Genomic DNA, 16854 nt, shown 5'->3' on the forward strand with positions numbered 1-16854 from the left:
TCTATGGGGCGGGTCAGTGGGCCTGCCATTCGACCTTGGACAGGTCGACACCCTCTTTGAACATATCCCACAGCGGCGAGAGTTCACGCAGCTTGGAAACGGCTTCCACCACCTTATTGGCGGCATAGTCGACCTCTTCTTCAGTGGTGAAGCGGCCGAAGCTGAAACGGATGGAGCTGTGCGCCAGTTCGTCGTTGCGACCCAGGGCGCGGAGCACGTAGGACGGCTCCAGCGAGGCCGAGGTGCAGGCGGAACCGGACGATACGGCCAGGTCCTTGAGCGACATCATCAGCGACTCGCCCTCGACGTAGTTGAAGCTGACGTTGAGGATGTTCGGTGCGTAGGAAGTGGCGCTGCCGTTGACGTACAGCTCTTCCAGGCCCTGGACCTGCTCGAAGAAGCGCTTGCGCAGGCCTTCGATACGAGCCATTTCCTGGTGCATTTCTTCCTTGGCGATGCGGAAGGCCTCGCCCATGCCGACGATCTGGTGGGTCGCCAGGGTGCCCGAACGCATGCCGCGCTCATGGCCGCCACCGTGCATCTGGGCTTCCAGGCGGACGCGCGGCTTGCGGCGCACGTACAGGGCGCCCATGCCTTTGGGGCCATAGACCTTGTGGGCAGAGAAGGACATCAGGTCGACCTTGAGCTTTTCCAGGTCGATGTCGATCTTGCCGGCCGATTGGGCGGCGTCGACGTGCAGCAGGATGCCGCGGGAGCGGGTCAGCTCGCCGATGGCAGCGATGTCGTTGACGCTGCCGACTTCGTTGTTCACGTGCATGACCGACACCAGGATGGTGTCCTCACGCAGGGCGGACTCGACCATCGCCGGGGTGATGATGCCCTCGGGAGTCGGCTCCAGGTAGGTGACCTCGAAGCCTTCGCGCTCCAGCTGGCGGCAGGTATCCAGGACCGCCTTGTGCTCGATCTTCGAGGTGACGATGTGCTTGCCCTTGGTGGCATAGAAGTGCGCAACACCCTTGATCGCCAGGTTGTCGGACTCGGTGGCACCGGAAGTCCAGACGATCTCGCGGGGGTCGGCATTGACCAGCTCTGCGACCTGGCGACGAGCGTTCTCGGCTGCTTCCTCGGCCTTCCAGCCGAAGACGTGGGAGCGCGACGCCGGGTTGCCGAAATTGCCATCTACCAGGAGGCAGTCAGCCATTTTCTGAGCGACACGCGGGTCCACCGGGGTTGTGGCGGAGTAGTCGAGGTAAATCGGCAATTTCATCAGGTAACTCCTACAGGCGGGCGTTCGCTCAATCGATGGCGGACGCTTCAATCTTGTCGAGGCGCGGCGTCTTGCTGCCCGAACAACGGCGCTCGTCCTGGCGCTGGGCGACCTCTTGAACTTCGCGGCGCTCGACCAGGTCGGCCAGGCTGATGCCGCTGAGGAACTCGTGAATCTGCTGGCTGAGGTCGCACCACAGGTGGTGGGTCAGGCAGGTATCGCCGGAGTGGCAGTCGCCTTGACCCTGACAGCGGGTAGCGTCGACCGACTCGTTGACCGCATCGATCACCTGGGCAACGTGGATGCCGGTCATGTCGCGGGACAGCTGGTAGCCGCCGCCCGGACCGCGCACGCTGACCACCAGGTTGCCACGGCGCAACTTGGCAAACAGCTGTTCCAGGTAGGACAGGGAGATGCCCTGGCGCTCGGAAATATCGGCGAGAGAAACCGGACCACGCTGGGCGTGCAACGCCAGATCGAGCATGGCGGTGACGGCATAGCGGCCTTTGGTGGTCAATCGCATGGGGAAATCCGGAAGAATCGCTGGTTTAGGGGGAGTATGCTCTTTTCCGACTATTTAGGTCAACTATAAGCCCTATTACTTTAGTCGGAATTAACCAGCGAGCGGCGGCGTATTTTAGCAGAGTGCCAGCGTCGGCGCATCACTGCGCCGACTTGCTGTCCTCGGTGTCCTTCACGCCAGCGAAGTCCTCTTCACGCAGCGCCGGCAGATCTTTCGCACAATAGTCGCTGCCTAGAGCCGTCAGCGCCTTGCACATCCCTTCCAGGCGGCCATCAACGGCCTGCAGGTGATCGAGCAACTGACCAATGGCACGCGCCACCGGGTCAGGCATGTCCTGGCTGACGCCGTAGGCATCGAAGCCAAGCTTCTCGGCCATGGCCTGGCGCTTGGCGGCCTGGTCGGCATCGTCCTTCATGATGATCCGACCAGGAATACCTACGACGGTAGCCCCTGGCGGTACCTCTTTCGTGACCACCGCGTTGGAGCCCACCTTGGCGCCAGCACCAACAGTGAACGGACCGAGCACCTTGGCGCCCGCCCCCACCACCACGCCATCGGCCAGGGTCGGGTGACGCTTGCCCTTGTTCCAACTGGTGCCGCCCAGGGTCACGCCCTGGTAGATGGTCACGTCGTCACCGATCTCGGCAGTCTCGCCAATGACGATGCCCAGGCCGTGGTCGATGAAGAAACGCCGACCGATCTTGGCGCCGGGATGGATCTCGATACCGGTCATCCAGCGCCCGAAGTTGGACACCATCCGTGCCAGCCACTTCCAGCCGGACGCCCACAGGGCATGAGCCAGGCGATGCAGCCACACCGCGTGCAGGCCCGGATAGCAGGTGAGCACCTCAAAGGCGTTGCGCGCCGCCGGGTCACGATGAAATACGCTCTGGATATCTTCGCGCACACGCTCAAACATCTTCATCACTCCGCTTGGAAAGCTCCCCACGGGCAGCCTTCTGTGTTTCGGTCAGAATACCCCTCAGGATATTCATCTCCAGCTTGCTGACGCCGCTGCGGCCGTACAAGCGGCGCAGGCGCGACATGAGATGGCGCGGCTTCTGCGGATCGAGGAACTGGATATCCACCAGGGTCGACTCCAGGTGTGCATAGAAGCGCTCAAGCTCATCCGACGTCACCGGAATGCTGTTGAGCATCGCGGTGGACTCCACCTTCTCCTGCTTGGTCGGCTGGCCTTGGGCCGCCAACCAGGCCATGCGCACCTCGTAGACCAGCACCTGCACCGCCGTCGCCAGGTTCAGCGAGCTGAACTCGGGATTGGCCGGGATATGCACATGGAATTGACATCGCTGCAATTCCTCGTTGGTCAGACCCGCATATTCGCGACCGAAGACCAGCGCGACCTCGCCACCCTGCTGCACGTGCTGCAGGCTGGTGGTGGCGCACTCACGGGGATCGAGCAGCGGCCAGGGAATGCGGCGGTCGCGCGCACTGGTGCCCAGCACCAGACTGCAACCGGCCAGGGCGTCTTCCAGGGTCGGCACGACCACGGCCGCATCGAGGATGTCATCGGCGCCGGAAGCACGGGCGCGCGCCTCGCCACTGGGGAAATCCATCGGATCGACCAGCACCAGGCGCGACAGGCCCATGTTCTTCATCGCACGGGCCGTACCGCCGATATTGCCGGGATGACTGGTGTTGACCAGCACCACGCGAATTCTGTCGAGCAACGCCAGCGACTCCACACAAAAGCGAAAAAAGGGAGGGAATCCTACCGCAGCGGTGGGTCTTGCGCCACGCAGGCGACAGGTCGCTCTATGAGCGCCATGGTTTTCTGTTAGAATGTCCGGCTTTCTTTAACGACCCAGGTGACCTCTCCATGCAGCCCATGCTGAATATCGCCCTGCGCGCCGCTCGCAGCGCCGGTGAACTGATCTTCCGCTCCATCGAACGCCTGGACACCCTCTCGGTCAACGAAAAAGAAGCCAAGGACTACGTCACCGAAGTCGATCGCGCGGCTGAACTCTCCATTGTCACCGCCCTGCGCAAGGCCTACCCGAATCACGGGATCATGGGCGAAGAAGGCGGCATGCTGGAAGGCAGCGGCGAAGGCGCCGACTACCTGTGGATCATCGATCCGCTGGACGGCACCACCAACTTCATCCATGGCGTTCCGCACTTCGCCATCAGCATCGCCTGCAAATACCGCGGCCGCCTCGAGCACGCCGTGGTCCTCGACCCGATCCGTCAGGAAGAATTCACCGCCAGCCGTGGCCGTGGCGCCGCACTGAACGGTCGCCGCCTGCGCGTCAGCAACCGCAAGAGCCTGGAAGGCGCCCTGCTGGGCACCGGCTTCCCGTTCCGTGACAGCCAGATGGACAACCTGGACGCCTACCTGGGCATGTTCCGCAGCCTGGTCGGCCAGACCGCCGGCATCCGCCGCGCCGGCGCTGCCAGCCTGGACCTGGCCTACGTCGCCGCTGGCCGTTACGACGCCTTCTGGGAGTTCGGCCTGTCCGAGTGGGACATGGCAGCGGGCGCCCTGCTGATCCAGGAAGCGGGCGGCCTGGTGAGCGACTTCACCGGCGGCCACGAATTCCTCGAGAAGGGCCAGATCGTCGCCGGCAACACCAAGTGCTTCAAGGCGCTGCTGACCAGCATCCAGCCGCACCTGCCGCCGTCGCTCAAGCGCTGAACCTGAGCCACGCAAGAAAAAGCCCGGCAATGCCGGGCTTTTTTGTGCCTGCGAGAACGCATTCCTTGCAGGAGCGAGCTTGCTCGCGAAGCTTTTTCATTCTGACACTACGGCTCTGAGCGAATCGCGAGCAAGCTCGCCCCTACGAAAAGCAAGGCAAAGAAAAAGGCGCCCCATGGGCGCCTTTTTCGTTCACTCCTGGCGACTGCTTATTGCTGACCCAGGATCAGTTGGCCGCTCTTGTCGACCGGAATCTGCGACCCCGGATCGCGATCCATGCGGACCTGGCCGGGCTTGCCGTCGAGCAGGTACTTCACGTCGTAACCGACGACCTTCTCGCTGGTGTCGTTGACGGTGCTGCAGCGGGTTTCATTGGTGGTGTAGGTGTCACGCTCCTGCATGCCTTCCTGCACCTTGTTACCGGCATAACCACCGCCGATGGCGCCCGCCACGGTGGCGATCTTCCGGCCATTGCCGCTACCGATCTGGTTACCCAGCAGGCCGCCAGCGATGGCGCCGATCGCCGTACCGGCGATCTGATGGGTGTCCTTCACAGGACGCTGATGAGTCACTGCGACGTCCTTGCAAACCTGGCGAGGAGTCTTGATGGTTTCCTTGACCGGCTGGACAGCGAGCACTTCGGCATATTGAGGCCCGCGATCCACCAGATTATAAGTGGCCACGGCGCCACCGGCAGTCACGCCTACAGCGCCCAGCACGGTACCGATGAGCAACGACTTGTTCACATAAACCTCCTGGTCTCTCGTCTTGTTCGGGCTCAGCCCTTCACCTTGCCTTGGAGCGCTTGAATTGTAAGAAAGTTCCAGCAAGTTCGTAGTGCACAGCCGACAAACGAAAACTCCCGCCGTAGCGGGAGTTTTCTGGAGGGGCCTGGAAGCGCTCTACTACGGGCGCTCGTCGGCTTCCTTGCTCGGCGGCGGGATCAGGTCCTCGCTGGACAGGTTCAGCCAGATCAGCACCACGTTGGCGATGTAGATCGACGAGTAGGTACCCGCCAACACACCGACGAACAGGGCGATGGAGAAGCCGAACAGGTTGTCGCCACCGAAGAACAGCAGCGCAGAGATCGCCAGCAGAGTCGACACCGAGGTGGCGATGGTCCGCAGCAGGGTCTGGCTGGTCGAGATGTTGATGTTCTCGATCAGGCTAGCCTTGCGCAGTACGCGGAAGTTCTCGCGCACCCGGTCGAAGATCACAATGGTGTCGTTCAGCGAGTAGCCCACCACCGCCAGCACCGCGGCCAGCACGGTCAGGTCGAAGGTGATCTGGAAGAACGACAGCACGCCCATCACGATGATGGCGTCGTGGATCAGCGACAGGATCGCACCCAGAGCGAACTTCCACTGGAAGCGGAAGCCGACGTACAGCAGGATGCCGCCCAGCGCCAGGAGCATGCCGAGGCCGCCCTGGTCGCGCAGCTCTTCACCCACCTGCGGGCCGACGTATTCGACGCCATTCACTTTCGCCAGGTTGGAAGCATCGGCCTTCTGCAGCGCGGCGGCGACCTTCTTGCCCAGTTCCGGGTCTTCGCTGGGCATGCGTACCAGCACATCCCGGGTGTCGCCGAAGCTCTGCACCACCGCCTCGCCGAAACCGGCGGCGACCAGTTGCTCACGCACCTTGGCAAGGTCCGCAGGCTGCTCGTAGGCCAGCTTGATCGACGTACCGCCAGTGAAGTCGAGGCCGAAGTTGATGCCCTTGACGAACCAGCTGCCGAGGGCGATCAGGGTCAGGATCAGGGTGCCGGCGAACGCAATGTTGCGAACGCCCATGAAGTTGATAGTACCGATCTTGATGTTCATCTCAGGCCCCTTAGATCCACAGCTTCTTGAAGTCGCGGCCGCCGAAGATCAGGTTGACCATCGCACGGGTGACCAGAATGGCCGTGAACATCGAGGTGATAATGCCGAGGGACATGGTCACGGCGAAGCCCTTCACCGGGCCGGTGCCCATGGCGTAGAGGATGCCGCCGACCAGCAGCGAGGTCAGGTTGGCGTCGAGGATCGCGGTGAAGGCACGGTTGAAGCCCTCATGGATCGCCCGCTGCACGGACATGCCGGCCGCCAGCTCCTCACGTATCCGCGAGAAGATCAGCACGTTGGCGTCCACCGCCATACCCATGGTCAACACGATACCCGCGATACCCGGCAGGGTCAGGGTCGCGCCAAGGATCGACATCAGCGCCACCAGCATGACCATGTTGAAGGCCAGGGCGACGGTGGCGATCACGCCAAAGAAGCGGTAGATCACGATGATGAACAGGGAGACGAAGACCATGCCCCAGAGGGAGGCATCGATACCCTTGGCGATGTTGTCCGCACCCAGGCTCGGGCCGATGGTGCGTTCTTCGGCGAAGTACATCGGCGCGGCCAGGCCACCGGCGCGCAGCAGCAGGGCCAGTTCCGAGGACTCGCCCGGAGCGTCCAGACCGGTGATGCGGAACTGGTTGCCCAGCGGCGACTGGATGGTCGCCAGGCTGATGATCTTCTTCTCTTCCTTGAACGCCGGAACAGCGACTTCCTGCTCGACGCCGTCGACCACCTGCTTGGCATAGCGGGTGATCGGCTTCTGCTCGATGAACACCACCGCCATGCTGCGACCGACGTTGTTGCGGGTCGCACGGTTCATCAGCTCGCCGCCGTGGCCATCCAGGCGGATGTTCACCTGCGGGCGGCCGTTCTCGTCGAAGCTGGCGCTGGCGTCGGTGACCTGGTCACCGGTGATGATCACGCCACGCTCCAGGGTCGCCGGCGGCCGGCGCGGCTCACGGAACTCGAAGGTTTCGGTGGCGGACTTGATCGCATCCGGCTCGGCGGCCAGACGGAATTCCAGGTTGGCGGTCTTGCCGAGGATACGCTTGGCTTCGGCGGTGTCCTGCACACCCGGCAGCTCGACCACGATGCGATTGGCGCCCTGGCGCTGCACCAGCGGCTCGGAGACGCCCAGCTCGTTCACGCGGTTGCGGACGGTGGTGAGGTTCTGCTTGATCGAATACTCGCGGATTTCCGCCAGCTTCGCCGGGGTCATGCCCAGACGCAGCACCTGCATGCCGGTGCGCTCGCTCTGGGTAACTTCGAAATCGCGGTAGTCCTTGGCGATGATGGACTTGGCCTTGTCCAGGTCGGCTTCTTCGGTGAAGCCCAGCTGGATGCCACTGTCCTGCGCCGGCAGGCTGCGGTAGCGCACGCGCTCCTTGCGCAGGGCGCTCTTGATTTCGCTTTCGTAGACCTTCATGCGGGCGTCGACCGCCTTGTCCATGTCCACTTCCAGCAGGAAGTGCACACCACCGGACAGGTCCAGACCCAGCTTCATCGGGTGCGCAGCGATCGAGCGCAGCCAGTTCGGGGTGGTCTGCGCCAGGTTCAGGGCGACCACGTAGTCGTCACCCAGGGCGCGGCGGACGATGTCCTTGGCCGGCAGCTGGTCTTCCTGCTTGGCCAGGCGGATCAGGCCGCTGTTCTTGCCGAGGGAGCCCGCCTTGACGGCGATACCCGCGTCGGTCAGCGCCTTGCTGGCCTTGTCCAGGTCGGCCTGCGACACCTGCAGCGCGGTGCTCGCACCACTGATCTGCACGGCCGGGTCATCCGGGTAGAGGTTGGGTGCGGAATAGATGAAACCGACGGCCAGGACCGCCAGGATCAGCAGATACTTCCACAGGGGATACTTGTTGAGCATGACACCGCCCGTTATGACGCGGGGCGCATCATGCGCCCCGTCGATTGGGTTTCTGTTGGTTGGCTCAGATGGCCTTCAGCGTGCCTTTCGGCAGGGTCGCGGCAATCGCGCCCTTCTGGAACTTCAGCTCGACGCTGTCGGAGACTTCGACCACGACGAAATCGTCAGCAACCTTGGTCACCTTGCCGGCGATGCCCGCGGAAGTGACGACTTCATCACCCTTCTGCAGGCCGGCGATCAGGTTCTTGTGCTCCTTGGAACGCTTGGCCTGGGGACGCCAGATCATCAGATAGAAGATGACCAGGAAACCGACCAGGAACACCCACTCGAAGCCGGTGCCAGCCGGGCCGGCAGCAGCGGCGGGGGCTGCAGCGTCAGCGAAGGCAGCGGGAATTAGAAAGCTCATTGGAAACTCCTGTCACAAAGCTTTTTCGATGAAAGGTCAGTCCGCCAGCGGCGGCGTGGGAAGGCCGCGCTTGGCGTAGAAGGCGTCGACAAAGTTCGCCAATGTACCCTGTTGGATTGCCTCGCGCAAACCAGCCATAAGCCGCTGATAATGCCGCAAGTTATGGATGGTATTGAGCATGCTGCCGAGCATTTCGCCGCACTTGTCCAGGTGGTAGAGATAGGCGCGGGAGAAGTGCTTGCAGGTGTAGCAATCGCAGGTCGGGTCCAGCGGCGATTCGTCATGTTTGTGAACCGCGTTACGGATCTTGATCACCCCGGTGTCAACGAAAAGGTGGCCATTGCGCGCATTGCGGGTGGGCATGACGCAGTCGAACATGTCGACGCCCCGGCGCACACCTTCCAAGAGGTCCTCGGGTTTGCCCACACCCATCAGGTAACGAGGTTTGTCAGCGGGCATGTGCGGCGGCAGGAAGTCCAGTACGCGGATCATTTCTTCCTTGGGCTCGCCCACCGACAGGCCGCCGATGGCCAGGCCGTCGAAGCCGATCTCCTGCAAGCCTTCCAGCGAGCGCATGCGCAGCTCTTCATGCATGCCACCCTGGACAATGCCGAACAGCGCGGACGGACTATCACCGTGGGCGATCTTCGAGCGTTTGGCCCAGCGCAGCGACAGCTCCATGGAACGCTTGGCAACGTCGAACTCCGCCGGGTACGGGGTGCACTCGTCGAAGATCATCACGATGTCAGAGCCCAGCGCGCGTTGCACGGCCATGGATTCTTCCGGGCCCATGAAGACCTTGGCGCCGTCCACGGGCGAGGCGAAGTACACGCCCTCCTCCTTGATCTTGCGCAGCGCGCCCAGGCTGAACACCTGGAAGCCGCCCGAGTCGGTGAGGATCGGCCCCTTCCACTGCATGAAGTCATGCAGGTCGCCGTGTTTCTGGATCACCTCGGTGCCCGGGCGCAGCCACAGGTGGAAGGTGTTGCCGAGAATGATCTGCGCGCCGATACCCTCGATGTCATGCGGGAGCATGCCCTTCACGGTGCCGTAGGTACCCACCGGCATGAACGCCGGGGTTTCCACCACACCACGGGGGAAGGTCAGGCGGCCGCGACGGGCCTTGCCCTCGGTGGCCAGCAGTTCGAATTTCATGAAACTCATGGATCAGTCCTCGGGGCCGCGCGGTGCCGGATTGCGGGTAATGAACATCGCGTCGCCGTAGCTGAAGAAGCGATAGCCCTGCTCCACCGCGGCCGCGTAGGCAGCCATGGTCTCCGGGTAGCCGGCGAAGGCCGAAACCAGCATCAGCAGTGTGGATTCGGGCAGATGGAAATTGGTGACCAGGGCGTCGACCACGTGGAACGGTCGGCCCGGGAAGATAAAGATGTCGGTGTCGCCACTGAAAGGCTTGAGCACGCCGTCGCGCGCGGCACTCTCCAGGGAACGCACACTGGTGGTGCCCACGGCGACCACCCGACCACCACGCGCCTTGCAGGCGGCAACGGCGTCGACCACGTCCTGGCTGACTTCCAGCCATTCGTGGTGCATGTGGTGATCCTCGATGCGCTCGACCCGCACCGGCTGGAAGGTGCCGGCGCCTACGTGCAAGGTGACGAAAGCGGTTTCCACGCCCTTGGCGCGGATCGACTCCAGCAGTGCCTCGTCGAAGTGCAAGCCGGCGGTCGGCGCAGCCACGGCACCAGCACGCTCGGCGTACACGGTCTGGTAGCGCTCGCGGTCAGAGTCTTCGTCCGGACGGTCGATATAGGGCGGCAGCGGCATGTGGCCGACGCGTTCCAGCAGCGGCAGCACCTCTTCGCTGAAGCCCAGCTCGAACAGCGCATCATGGCGCTGCAGCATTTCTGCTTCGCCACCGCCATCGATGAGGATCCTGGAACCCGGCTTGGGCGATTTGCTGGAGCGTACATGGGCCAGCACACGATGGCTGTCCAGTACACGCTCCACAAGGATTTCCAGCTTTCCGCCGGAAGCCTTCTGGCCGAACAGGCGGGCAGGAATCACCCGGGTGTTGTTGAACACCATCAGGTCACCCGGCTGAAGGAAGCCGAGGATGTCAGCGAATTGCCGATGGCTGAGCTCACCGCTCGGGCCGTCCAGCACCAGCAGACGGCTGGCGCGGCGCTCTGCGAGCGGATGGCGGGCGATCAGCGCCTCGGGCAGATCGAAATGAAAGTCAGCGACACGCATGGAGGGAGCTATCTCGAAGGGCCGGATATATTACTGGAATTGCCAAATTCTGACCAATCGAGCGGATTGACCGATGCAGAGCGTCTCCCTATACTCCGCCGCCATTGCCCCGGTGGCGGAATCGGTAGACGCGGCGGATTCAAAATCCGTTTCTGGCGACAGAGTGAGAGTTCGAGTCTCTCCCGGGGCACCACTGAACACCTCGAAATAGTGTCAGAACACCACTAAAAACCGGACTTAGAGCCGGTTTTTTGTTGTCTGCGATCTTGCCCTCGAGGGCCGTCTTCCGTGCGCACGCCCGCCCTCCGCCGATGTAATGCGGAATTTTGGCGAGGATCCAAAACTGATTGAGCAGGCCCGAAGGCACCAAAAGGAGCTTCTACGGATGCCTCATGGACTCAGGCGAACGTTACGAGCAACTGCCAGTGGTGGTTTTGCTGACGTAGGCACGTCCGGTTGCGTCGACTTGCACCACCCGCTCCTGCGAACCCGCCGTGGGTGTGGCACGACAGACGGTAATGCTGGCCTGGGTACTGCCGACGCCGGAGGGCTGGAAGTCGATCTGCGTGACACTGGAGGTGACTTTGAATCCCCCCGGCGCCGCTGCGTGCTTCTGAACCACAGTGGAGTCACTGGGAATGATGATGATCCATCCCTGCTCCCAACCACCACTACCGCAGCTGGTGCCATTGGTGGACACGCACATGCGGGCTACGGAGTTGCGCTTGATCGCCTCGCTCCGCCCTACCGCCACACCAGCAACTAGATCGTTGGCGCTGGCGGCAAGCTTGCCGGACAGGGTCGCTTCGGTGAACGATGGTACAGCAAGCGAGAGCAAAACCGCCGCCACCGCGATAGTCACCATCAACTCAATCAGGGTGAAACCAGCGGCCACTCGACGTAAGTGCAATCCCATCCTTCTCTCCTATCGCTCGATGTTCCAGTACACCCAGGACTTCGGCCGGATACCCGAAGCTGGCGGAACGGCTTCGCATCCCTGCAGCGAAGAGTCGGTAGCACAGTTACCGCCACCGATAATGAATGGCTTCTGAGTTCCATCATCGAGGATGACGACGCCAGCCACTGGCGACGGGGCCAGCCCGCCGCCCGCAATCACCGAAAAGCGATCGCCATTGGAACCGGCGGCATTCTTGTAGTTGATGTTGTAATTACGTGCCGTCCCGAGACTGACACAACTGGTCGCACTGACCACCGCCGGTTGGTGGGTACTGAAAATAATGGTATCGAACAACACCAACGCCGAAGTCACCACCTGCTCCGTCGATTGCAATGCCAGATACCAGCCCTTCGGATGAGCGTTTAGGTCGCTGGTCGATGGCGTCGCGGTGGTCGTAATAGCCAGCAACGAAGCGTTGCAGATTAGATTGGCACTACAAGTCGAGTTCTCCGAGGTCAGCCAGGTCGGGTCAGAGGGCTTGTCCCGCAGGCTGTAGAAGCGGTTGGACACAGAACTGGCGGAGGTATAGGCGAGGATAGGCTTCTCACGATCGCCTGAGCCGACAGCGATCACATACTCGCCATTGCTCACCGCAACTTCAGGACCGTACATGAACTTGCGATTCGCCGTGCAGCTGGAAGCGGTGTCACACCCCAGCGCGGCAATCTTGGTGATGGTCCAGTTGGCCGGTGCAGCTGTACCAATGGCGCTAGCAGCATCGACCCCGGAGATGCGGTAAATATTGCCTCCAAGATCCGCGGCATAACCATAGGTAGCCAAGCCATTGTCGTCGGTGAGTATGGTCACATCCCCCACCACGCCACGATCCGTGGCGAAGGTCTTGAGCAGCGCGCCAGTATCAGCATTCAGCAGATAGATCTTATTGCCCTTGGAGCTGGCGGTGCAGGTATTGGGATCACCATCCTCACAGGTGTCGTAACCGCCTCCCATGGCCAGCATCGTCGCATTCCCGCTGCTGTAACCCGCCGCCTTGAGGGCGGTCGGAGTTGCCCAGGTCTGGCCGATGCCGTCGAAACCGGTACTACAGCCGGTGTCATTATCCATGTTTGGGCAGCCCAGCTTCCATTTCAGCACCGGGCTGGCAGGAGTCGTGACATCGAATGCGTAGATCGATCGCCCACCACGACGCATGGCGGAATAGATCCAGGTGCTAGAGCCTTGCTGCACCGCGCTAACCGAGCCATCCATGCCATAGGACTTGGGCTGCGGCGTGGGCGTACCAGTGGTATGGCCAGGGAAACTGATAGTCACGCTGTTGTCGCGCAGCCGCTTGATGCTCGGATAGAACTCCGGTGGCATGAACGACCAAATCTCGCTACCAGGAGTCACCGAACCGATGTTAGTGGTGCGGTTGCCGTTGATGGCATGCAGCAGGCCATCGTTCCCTCCGTAGTAGACGACCACCTGGGGGGCGGCAGTCGTACCATAGTTGATGGCGGCCGGACGCGAATGCACGACGTCGCCGTGAACCGATGGGCGCATCTCGGTCACGTTGCTGTTGGTGTTTTCGTCCTGGTTATCGGAACCCACCGCCCAGTTGATGAGATTGTCGCGCTCGGTACTGCTGGCGGCACCCAGCAATGTCTGGGTAATCGCTGCGTTGCTCGTATTGAAGTCAGTGAGTGTGCTGCACCCCGTCGGGGCACAAGTCTTCATCGTGCGAGCGCTGTCCTGGCGTAACTTATAGGCTTGAGCGCCCTTCTCAACGATATTGCCATCGGGGTAGTTGGAAACATCCGAGCCGGGCACTGTCAGGCAGTTGCCTTGCGGCTTGAAGGCCCAGTAACCGTCCGTAGTGCTAGGCGTCCAGAAGCTCCTCGCACACTCGGTGATGAAGCCGGTTGCGCTGTTGATCGCGCTATTGCCGGCGGCATCCACCGTTTGCAGCTTGCCGTTGACCATCCCCAGCTTGTATTGCTTGAGGTTGCCAGCCCAGCGCGGGAATGAATCGGCATCCGGACGGAACATGCCGACATACACTTGGTTCAAGTAGGTGCTCTGGGTATTCACGCTCACCGGCAGGGTGACCGAGGCGAACACACTGTTGGTTGCTTGAATCTCGGAGAAGATAGCGTTCAGCGCATCGGCGATCTCCGTGCCGTTGGACGTCACGTCGAAGTACTTACCGCTGCTGACGTTGGCCATGCTCTTGAGCAAAGCGGTCCATCCTGGCCCCTGACCAGTGGTGACCTTGTTGATATCCACTGTATAGGTGGTAATGCCAAGGCTGCTCTTCTTCATGAAGCGCGCCCATTCATCTGCCACATTATCCTGCGAGCCGCTGGGCGAAATCGGAATCGCGGAGGTGTTGCCTCCCGCTGCAGACAGCGCTGCGGTGGCTTGTGTGATGTCGTTGTTATTGTCCTGTGCCGCGCCGTTGCTGATGTAGATGATGAAATTTTTCGCGCAGCCAGTGACGATAGGGTTGTTATACGGACTGCCATCCTTCGCCGACAGAGCATTGCCGCTAAGCGCGTAGATTGCGTTGGAAGCGGTACTACCGGAGGTATTTCCCGTATAGTCCGTCTTTACCTTCTTGTTACCGGCATAAGGGGCACTCGCCGAGTAATAGAGCCAGGCCTCTTCCATGGCCTTGCTGATCTTGCCACCGTTGGATTTGTCACCTCCAACGTCCAAACTGCCAACCAAGGTCTGGTACTTGGTCTTGGTGCCTGCATCAAGCAAACGTATGGCAGCCCGGACATAGGCACCGTCATTGCCTTTGTCACCGCCACCAGTCTCAGTGAACATCATCAGGCCAACACGGAACTTGTTCGCCTGGAGTCCATTGACTACCGACACCAGCGCGGCCTTCTCATTGTCAAAAGGAGTGTTCCAGTTGGCTGTGTTGTCGAGGACGATCAATACGTTAGGCGCATCCGCAGAGTTGGGTGGCGTGCCGACGAACAGGTCGATGTCCTCAGCGCGAGCCATCGAGTACGCGATGCACAGGGCGCAGAATGCAAACACTCGCCAGAGGCGGACCGAGACATTGCCATGAGTTTTCATTTTCATACTCCGCACACCGTGCGCTTCTGCGTATCGGTGAGCTGCACACGCACGCCCGAACGCACCTTGACCGAAGCACCGCTCACCAAATCCGTCACCGTTGCATTCAACGACCAAACTGTATTCCAATCCTGATTGCACATACTTTTGGTTCCCTGGCCACAGAGCGAAGAGTTGCCGCTCGGCCGGGCGCTCGTGCACACGGGTGTTGCCATACTCACCACGTAGTCCCGGGTACCATCGTTGTTTAGATCGACATCAAGGTCTTCGGCGGTCGGTGTCGTGGTGAAGGCCGAATCGAGCACCCGCTGGATACCGATGTTGGCGGAGGCGATCGCCTCGTTGCGGAATTGCATGTTGCCCACCGCTTTGAGGTTGCTACCACTCAGGGTGTAGGCGCTGCCTACCATCAACATCAGCATCAGCAGCATCACCAGAGTAACCACCAAGGTCGCGCCGCGCTGCATCTGTGCTTTGCCGCTCATGCTCATGGCGTCTGCCTCCTGCGGGAAACGTTCACCAGCGCCGCGCTGGAAGTGAACAGGTGTCGCTTGTAGCCATCCGTAAACGGCCCCAGGGTGACGCCCCCCAAGGCATAGGTCTTGTCCGAGGAATAGCCCGGCGTCGCCGTACGACTGCGCACCAGGACGTAAAGCTTGGCTTCCACCACATTCATCAATTCATCGACGGTACAGGAGCCCGCACCGCAATGAATGAAACTGCCGTCCGCCGATCCGTCCCCACGGTTGGTGGGCGACGTCTTGTTGTTGGGGTCAGCCCAGATGACCGCTTGGTCGTAGCGAACCGTGCCACCGGAATCACTGACATTGTCGATGCCCAACTCGACACGGAGCGCCTGGACACCCTCGATCAGCGGTACGGCCACCTGCTGAGCATTGACGCCAGCGGATAAGTCGAACTGCGAGCGCATCAGCGTGGGAATGCCGTCACCCGCCGTCACCGCGTAGTCGCGTACGTAATAGATGTCAGTGATGTACTTGCGACGCTCGGCCAAGTTGATGCAGTCGCGTTGGTGCAGGGTAAATCCGCCCGTACCGAGCACATAGGACGCGGAGGGCTCGGTGTCGCAGGATGACACTTGGAAATACACCTTGCCGGCCGTCAACGCCTCGCAATTGCCGACACCCGGTACACAGGTATCGACATGCCGAACCACCAACACGTCGGAATTGGCGGCCAGGTTGGTCACGACTCCGGAGCAGCCGGGGGGAACCGCCGAGTAGGTCTGCACTGCGATGCCGAGAGCGGCAGTCTTGTCCGCCAGCGTCCAGGTCGAGAAATCCCCGCATACCGGCGGCAGTGCCAAGGGTACATCCCCCGGAACATCGGAGGAGGTCAGGTCGTCGAACTGCGGGATGTAACCGTTCCAGAAGCCAGCATGGGCCAGATCTTCCTGCATCAACTGGACGGAGAAACGGCCGTTCTCAATCAACGAGTTGGTGTTGGCCATGTCGTCGTTAGTACGACGCAGATTCAGGTAGAGCGTCAGGACACCAACCATGATCAGCAGGCCGATGGTCACTGCGATCATCATCTCGACCAAGGTAAACCCGCGTTGCGGAGCGGTGCGCCTCATAGCGTGGCCACCCGCACGATGGTTGTCACCACACGCCGGCAGCGGTCGCTGGTGCAATCATTACCGCCATTGTAGCTACCGCTGCCGCAAGCCACGCTGCTGGGGGGCGCGGATATAGGGCTCATACCCTGCCAAGCCACGGTGATCAGATACTGCCCGCTACCCAGGGATTCGATGCAGCCACGCCCGCCCAGCATGGCGCCGGCCTTGACGTTACCACCACCGACCTCCGCTGCACCCTGCAGGCTGTTACACCAGTCCGCCATGTCCGACTGCTGACGCGTGGAGGTACTGGTGGGACAAGTCATTCCCGTGCCAACCGGGCTGGCGCTACCAGTGACGTAGCTGGAGGAGTTATTAGGATTGGCGGTCATCCGACTGGACATATCGTTGAGCAACAGCAGCGCCTGGGCGCGCTGGTACGACTCCATGTCCGACAGCTGCATACGAGTCTGCAGCTTGGCCAGCCCGAGCAGGCCCAAAGAAATGATCAGGATGCTGACCAACAGTTCGATAAGGGTCAAACCACGCTGTCGAGAGACGCCCATA

16 protein-coding genes and 1 tRNA gene are annotated in these 16854 nt (G+C 61.5%); 2 read left to right on the plus strand and 15 right to left on the minus strand.

All coding sequences use genetic code 11. The features are described 5' to 3' along the window. Positions 1 to 13: 13 nt before the first annotated feature. The 4 genes from SD196_RS21350 to trmJ all read right to left on the minus strand — a co-directional run bounded on the left by SD196_RS21350 (position 14) and on the right by trmJ (position 3442). Positions 14 to 1228, minus strand: coding sequence for an IscS subfamily cysteine desulfurase (locus SD196_RS21350; protein WP_275608366.1), 1215 nt, complete (start codon positions 1226 to 1228; stop codon positions 14 to 16). 28 nt (positions 1229 to 1256) lie between these two features. Next, on the minus strand, positions 1257 to 1751 hold the full coding sequence (gene iscR, locus SD196_RS21355; RefSeq protein WP_152225360.1) for a Fe-S cluster assembly transcriptional regulator IscR: 495 nt from the start codon (positions 1749 to 1751) through the stop codon (positions 1257 to 1259). A 139-nt stretch (positions 1752 to 1890) separates the two neighbouring features. Beyond that, positions 1891 to 2670: a serine O-acetyltransferase gene (gene cysE, locus SD196_RS21360; protein ID WP_275608367.1), complete on the minus strand. Its 780-nt coding sequence runs from the start codon at positions 2668 to 2670 to the stop codon at positions 1891 to 1893. Beyond that, complete coding sequence (gene trmJ / locus SD196_RS21365) at positions 2663 to 3442, minus strand: tRNA (cytosine(32)/uridine(32)-2'-O)-methyltransferase TrmJ (protein WP_343577652.1); 780 nt, start codon at positions 3440 to 3442, stop codon at positions 2663 to 2665. The genes cysE and trmJ overlap by 8 nt, the downstream gene beginning before the upstream one ends. A gap of 149 nt (positions 3443 to 3591) precedes the next feature. On the opposite strand from trmJ, the gene suhB reads away from it, so the two are divergent. Then, a complete protein-coding gene (suhB, locus tag SD196_RS21370) occupies positions 3592 to 4407 on the plus strand; it encodes an inositol-phosphate phosphatase (protein ID WP_275608369.1) in 816 nt (271 codons plus the stop codon). A gap of 209 nt (positions 4408 to 4616) precedes the next feature. Here suhB and SD196_RS21375 read toward each other — a convergent pair whose 3' ends face one another. The 6 genes from SD196_RS21375 to queA all read right to left on the minus strand — a co-directional run bounded on the left by SD196_RS21375 (position 4617) and on the right by queA (position 10720). Continuing rightward, the gene (locus tag SD196_RS21375) at positions 4617 to 5153 is read right to left on the minus strand and encodes a glycine zipper 2TM domain-containing protein (RefSeq protein ID WP_275608370.1); all 537 of its coding nucleotides are present in this window, start codon (positions 5151 to 5153) and stop codon (positions 4617 to 4619) included. 159 nt (positions 5154 to 5312) lie between these two features. Continuing rightward, the gene (gene secF, locus SD196_RS21380; protein WP_343577647.1) at positions 5313 to 6230 is read right to left on the minus strand and encodes a protein translocase subunit SecF; all 918 of its coding nucleotides are present in this window, start codon (positions 6228 to 6230) and stop codon (positions 5313 to 5315) included. 10 nt (positions 6231 to 6240) lie between these two features. Further along, positions 6241 to 8103, minus strand: a complete 1863-nt coding sequence (secD, locus tag SD196_RS21385) for a protein translocase subunit SecD (RefSeq protein WP_275608372.1) — start codon at positions 8101 to 8103, stop codon at positions 6241 to 6243. A 64-nt stretch (positions 8104 to 8167) separates the two neighbouring features. Continuing rightward, complete coding sequence (gene yajC / locus SD196_RS21390) at positions 8168 to 8509, minus strand: preprotein translocase subunit YajC (protein ID WP_152225372.1); 342 nt, start codon at positions 8507 to 8509, stop codon at positions 8168 to 8170. Between the two features lie 36 nt (positions 8510 to 8545). After that, positions 8546 to 9664, minus strand: coding sequence for a tRNA guanosine(34) transglycosylase Tgt (gene tgt / locus SD196_RS21395; RefSeq protein WP_416311762.1), 1119 nt, complete (start codon positions 9662 to 9664; stop codon positions 8546 to 8548). A 12-nt stretch (positions 9665 to 9676) separates the two neighbouring features. Next, positions 9677 to 10720 carry a tRNA preQ1(34) S-adenosylmethionine ribosyltransferase-isomerase QueA gene (gene queA / locus SD196_RS21400; RefSeq protein WP_343577643.1) on the minus strand — a complete coding sequence of 348 codons (1044 nt, stop codon included), beginning with the start codon at positions 10718 to 10720 and terminating at the stop codon, positions 9677 to 9679. Positions 10721 to 10826: 106 nt separating this feature from the next. On the opposite strand from queA, the gene SD196_RS21405 reads away from it, so the two are divergent. Further along, positions 10827 to 10913: transfer RNA gene (locus SD196_RS21405), tRNA-Leu, on the plus strand. Between the two features lie 216 nt (positions 10914 to 11129). Here SD196_RS21405 and SD196_RS21410 read toward each other — a convergent pair. Genes SD196_RS21410 through pilV form a run of 5 tightly spaced genes read right to left on the minus strand, consistent with a single transcriptional unit; the run spans position 11130 to position 16853 of the window. Further along, positions 11130 to 11636, minus strand: a complete 507-nt coding sequence (locus SD196_RS21410; RefSeq protein ID WP_343577641.1) for a GspH/FimT family pseudopilin — start codon at positions 11634 to 11636, stop codon at positions 11130 to 11132. 9 nt (positions 11637 to 11645) lie between these two features. Further along, positions 11646 to 14708, minus strand: coding sequence for a pilus assembly protein (locus SD196_RS21415; protein ID WP_416310628.1), 3063 nt, complete (start codon positions 14706 to 14708; stop codon positions 11646 to 11648). Positions 14709 to 14710: 2 nt separating this feature from the next. Then, on the minus strand, positions 14711 to 15199 hold the full coding sequence (locus SD196_RS21420) for a hypothetical protein (RefSeq protein ID WP_343577637.1): 489 nt from the start codon (positions 15197 to 15199) through the stop codon (positions 14711 to 14713). Beyond that, a complete protein-coding gene (locus tag SD196_RS21425; RefSeq protein ID WP_343577635.1) occupies positions 15196 to 16305 on the minus strand; it encodes a PilW family protein in 1110 nt (369 codons plus the stop codon). The genes SD196_RS21420 and SD196_RS21425 overlap by 4 nt, the downstream gene beginning before the upstream one ends. Then, positions 16302 to 16853, minus strand: a complete 552-nt coding sequence (gene pilV / locus SD196_RS21430; protein ID WP_343577757.1) for a type IV pilus modification protein PilV — start codon at positions 16851 to 16853, stop codon at positions 16302 to 16304. The genes SD196_RS21425 and pilV overlap by 4 nt, the downstream gene beginning before the upstream one ends. Between the last annotated feature and the right edge of the window lies 1 nt (position 16854).

Source organism: Pseudomonas macauensis (genome assembly GCF_047902425.1).
GTDB lineage: Bacteria > Pseudomonadota > Gammaproteobacteria > Pseudomonadales > Pseudomonadaceae > Pseudomonas.

Bases quoted from the DNA above. Each gene is read 5' to 3' on its own strand.
- pilV (WP_343577757.1), bottom strand. From the start codon at position 16,853: ATGGGCGTCTCTCGACAGCGTGGTTTGACCCTTATCGAACTGTTGGTC.
- secF (WP_343577647.1), bottom strand. From the start codon at position 6,230: ATGAACATCAAGATCGGTACTATCAACTTCATGGGCGTTCGCAACATT.
- SD196_RS21425 (WP_343577635.1), bottom strand. From the start codon at position 16,305: ATGAGGCGCACCGCTCCGCAACGCGGGTTTACCTTGGTCGAGATGATG.
- SD196_RS21350 (WP_275608366.1), bottom strand. From the start codon at position 1,228: ATGAAATTGCCGATTTACCTCGACTACTCCGCCACAACCCCGGTGGAC.
- iscR (WP_152225360.1), bottom strand. From the start codon at position 1,751: ATGCGATTGACCACCAAAGGCCGCTATGCCGTCACCGCCATGCTCGAT.
- SD196_RS21410 (WP_343577641.1), bottom strand. From the start codon at position 11,636: ATGGGATTGCACTTACGTCGAGTGGCCGCTGGTTTCACCCTGATTGAG.
- SD196_RS21415 (WP_416310628.1), bottom strand. From the start codon at position 14,708: ATGAAAACTCATGGCAATGTCTCGGTCCGCCTCTGGCGAGTGTTTGCA.
- tgt (WP_416311762.1), bottom strand. From the start codon at position 9,664: ATGAAATTCGAACTGCTGGCCACCGAGGGCAAGGCCCGTCGCGGCCGC.
- secD (WP_275608372.1), bottom strand. From the start codon at position 8,103: ATGCTCAACAAGTATCCCCTGTGGAAGTATCTGCTGATCCTGGCGGTC.
- yajC (WP_152225372.1), bottom strand. From the start codon at position 8,509: ATGAGCTTTCTAATTCCCGCTGCCTTCGCTGACGCTGCAGCCCCCGCC.
- suhB (WP_275608369.1), top strand. From the start codon at position 3,592: ATGCAGCCCATGCTGAATATCGCCCTGCGCGCCGCTCGCAGCGCCGGT.
- SD196_RS21420 (WP_343577637.1), bottom strand. From the start codon at position 15,199: ATGAGCATGAGCGGCAAAGCACAGATGCAGCGCGGCGCGACCTTGGTG.
- queA (WP_343577643.1), bottom strand. From the start codon at position 10,720: ATGCGTGTCGCTGACTTTCATTTCGATCTGCCCGAGGCGCTGATCGCC.
- cysE (WP_275608367.1), bottom strand. From the start codon at position 2,670: ATGTTTGAGCGTGTGCGCGAAGATATCCAGAGCGTATTTCATCGTGAC.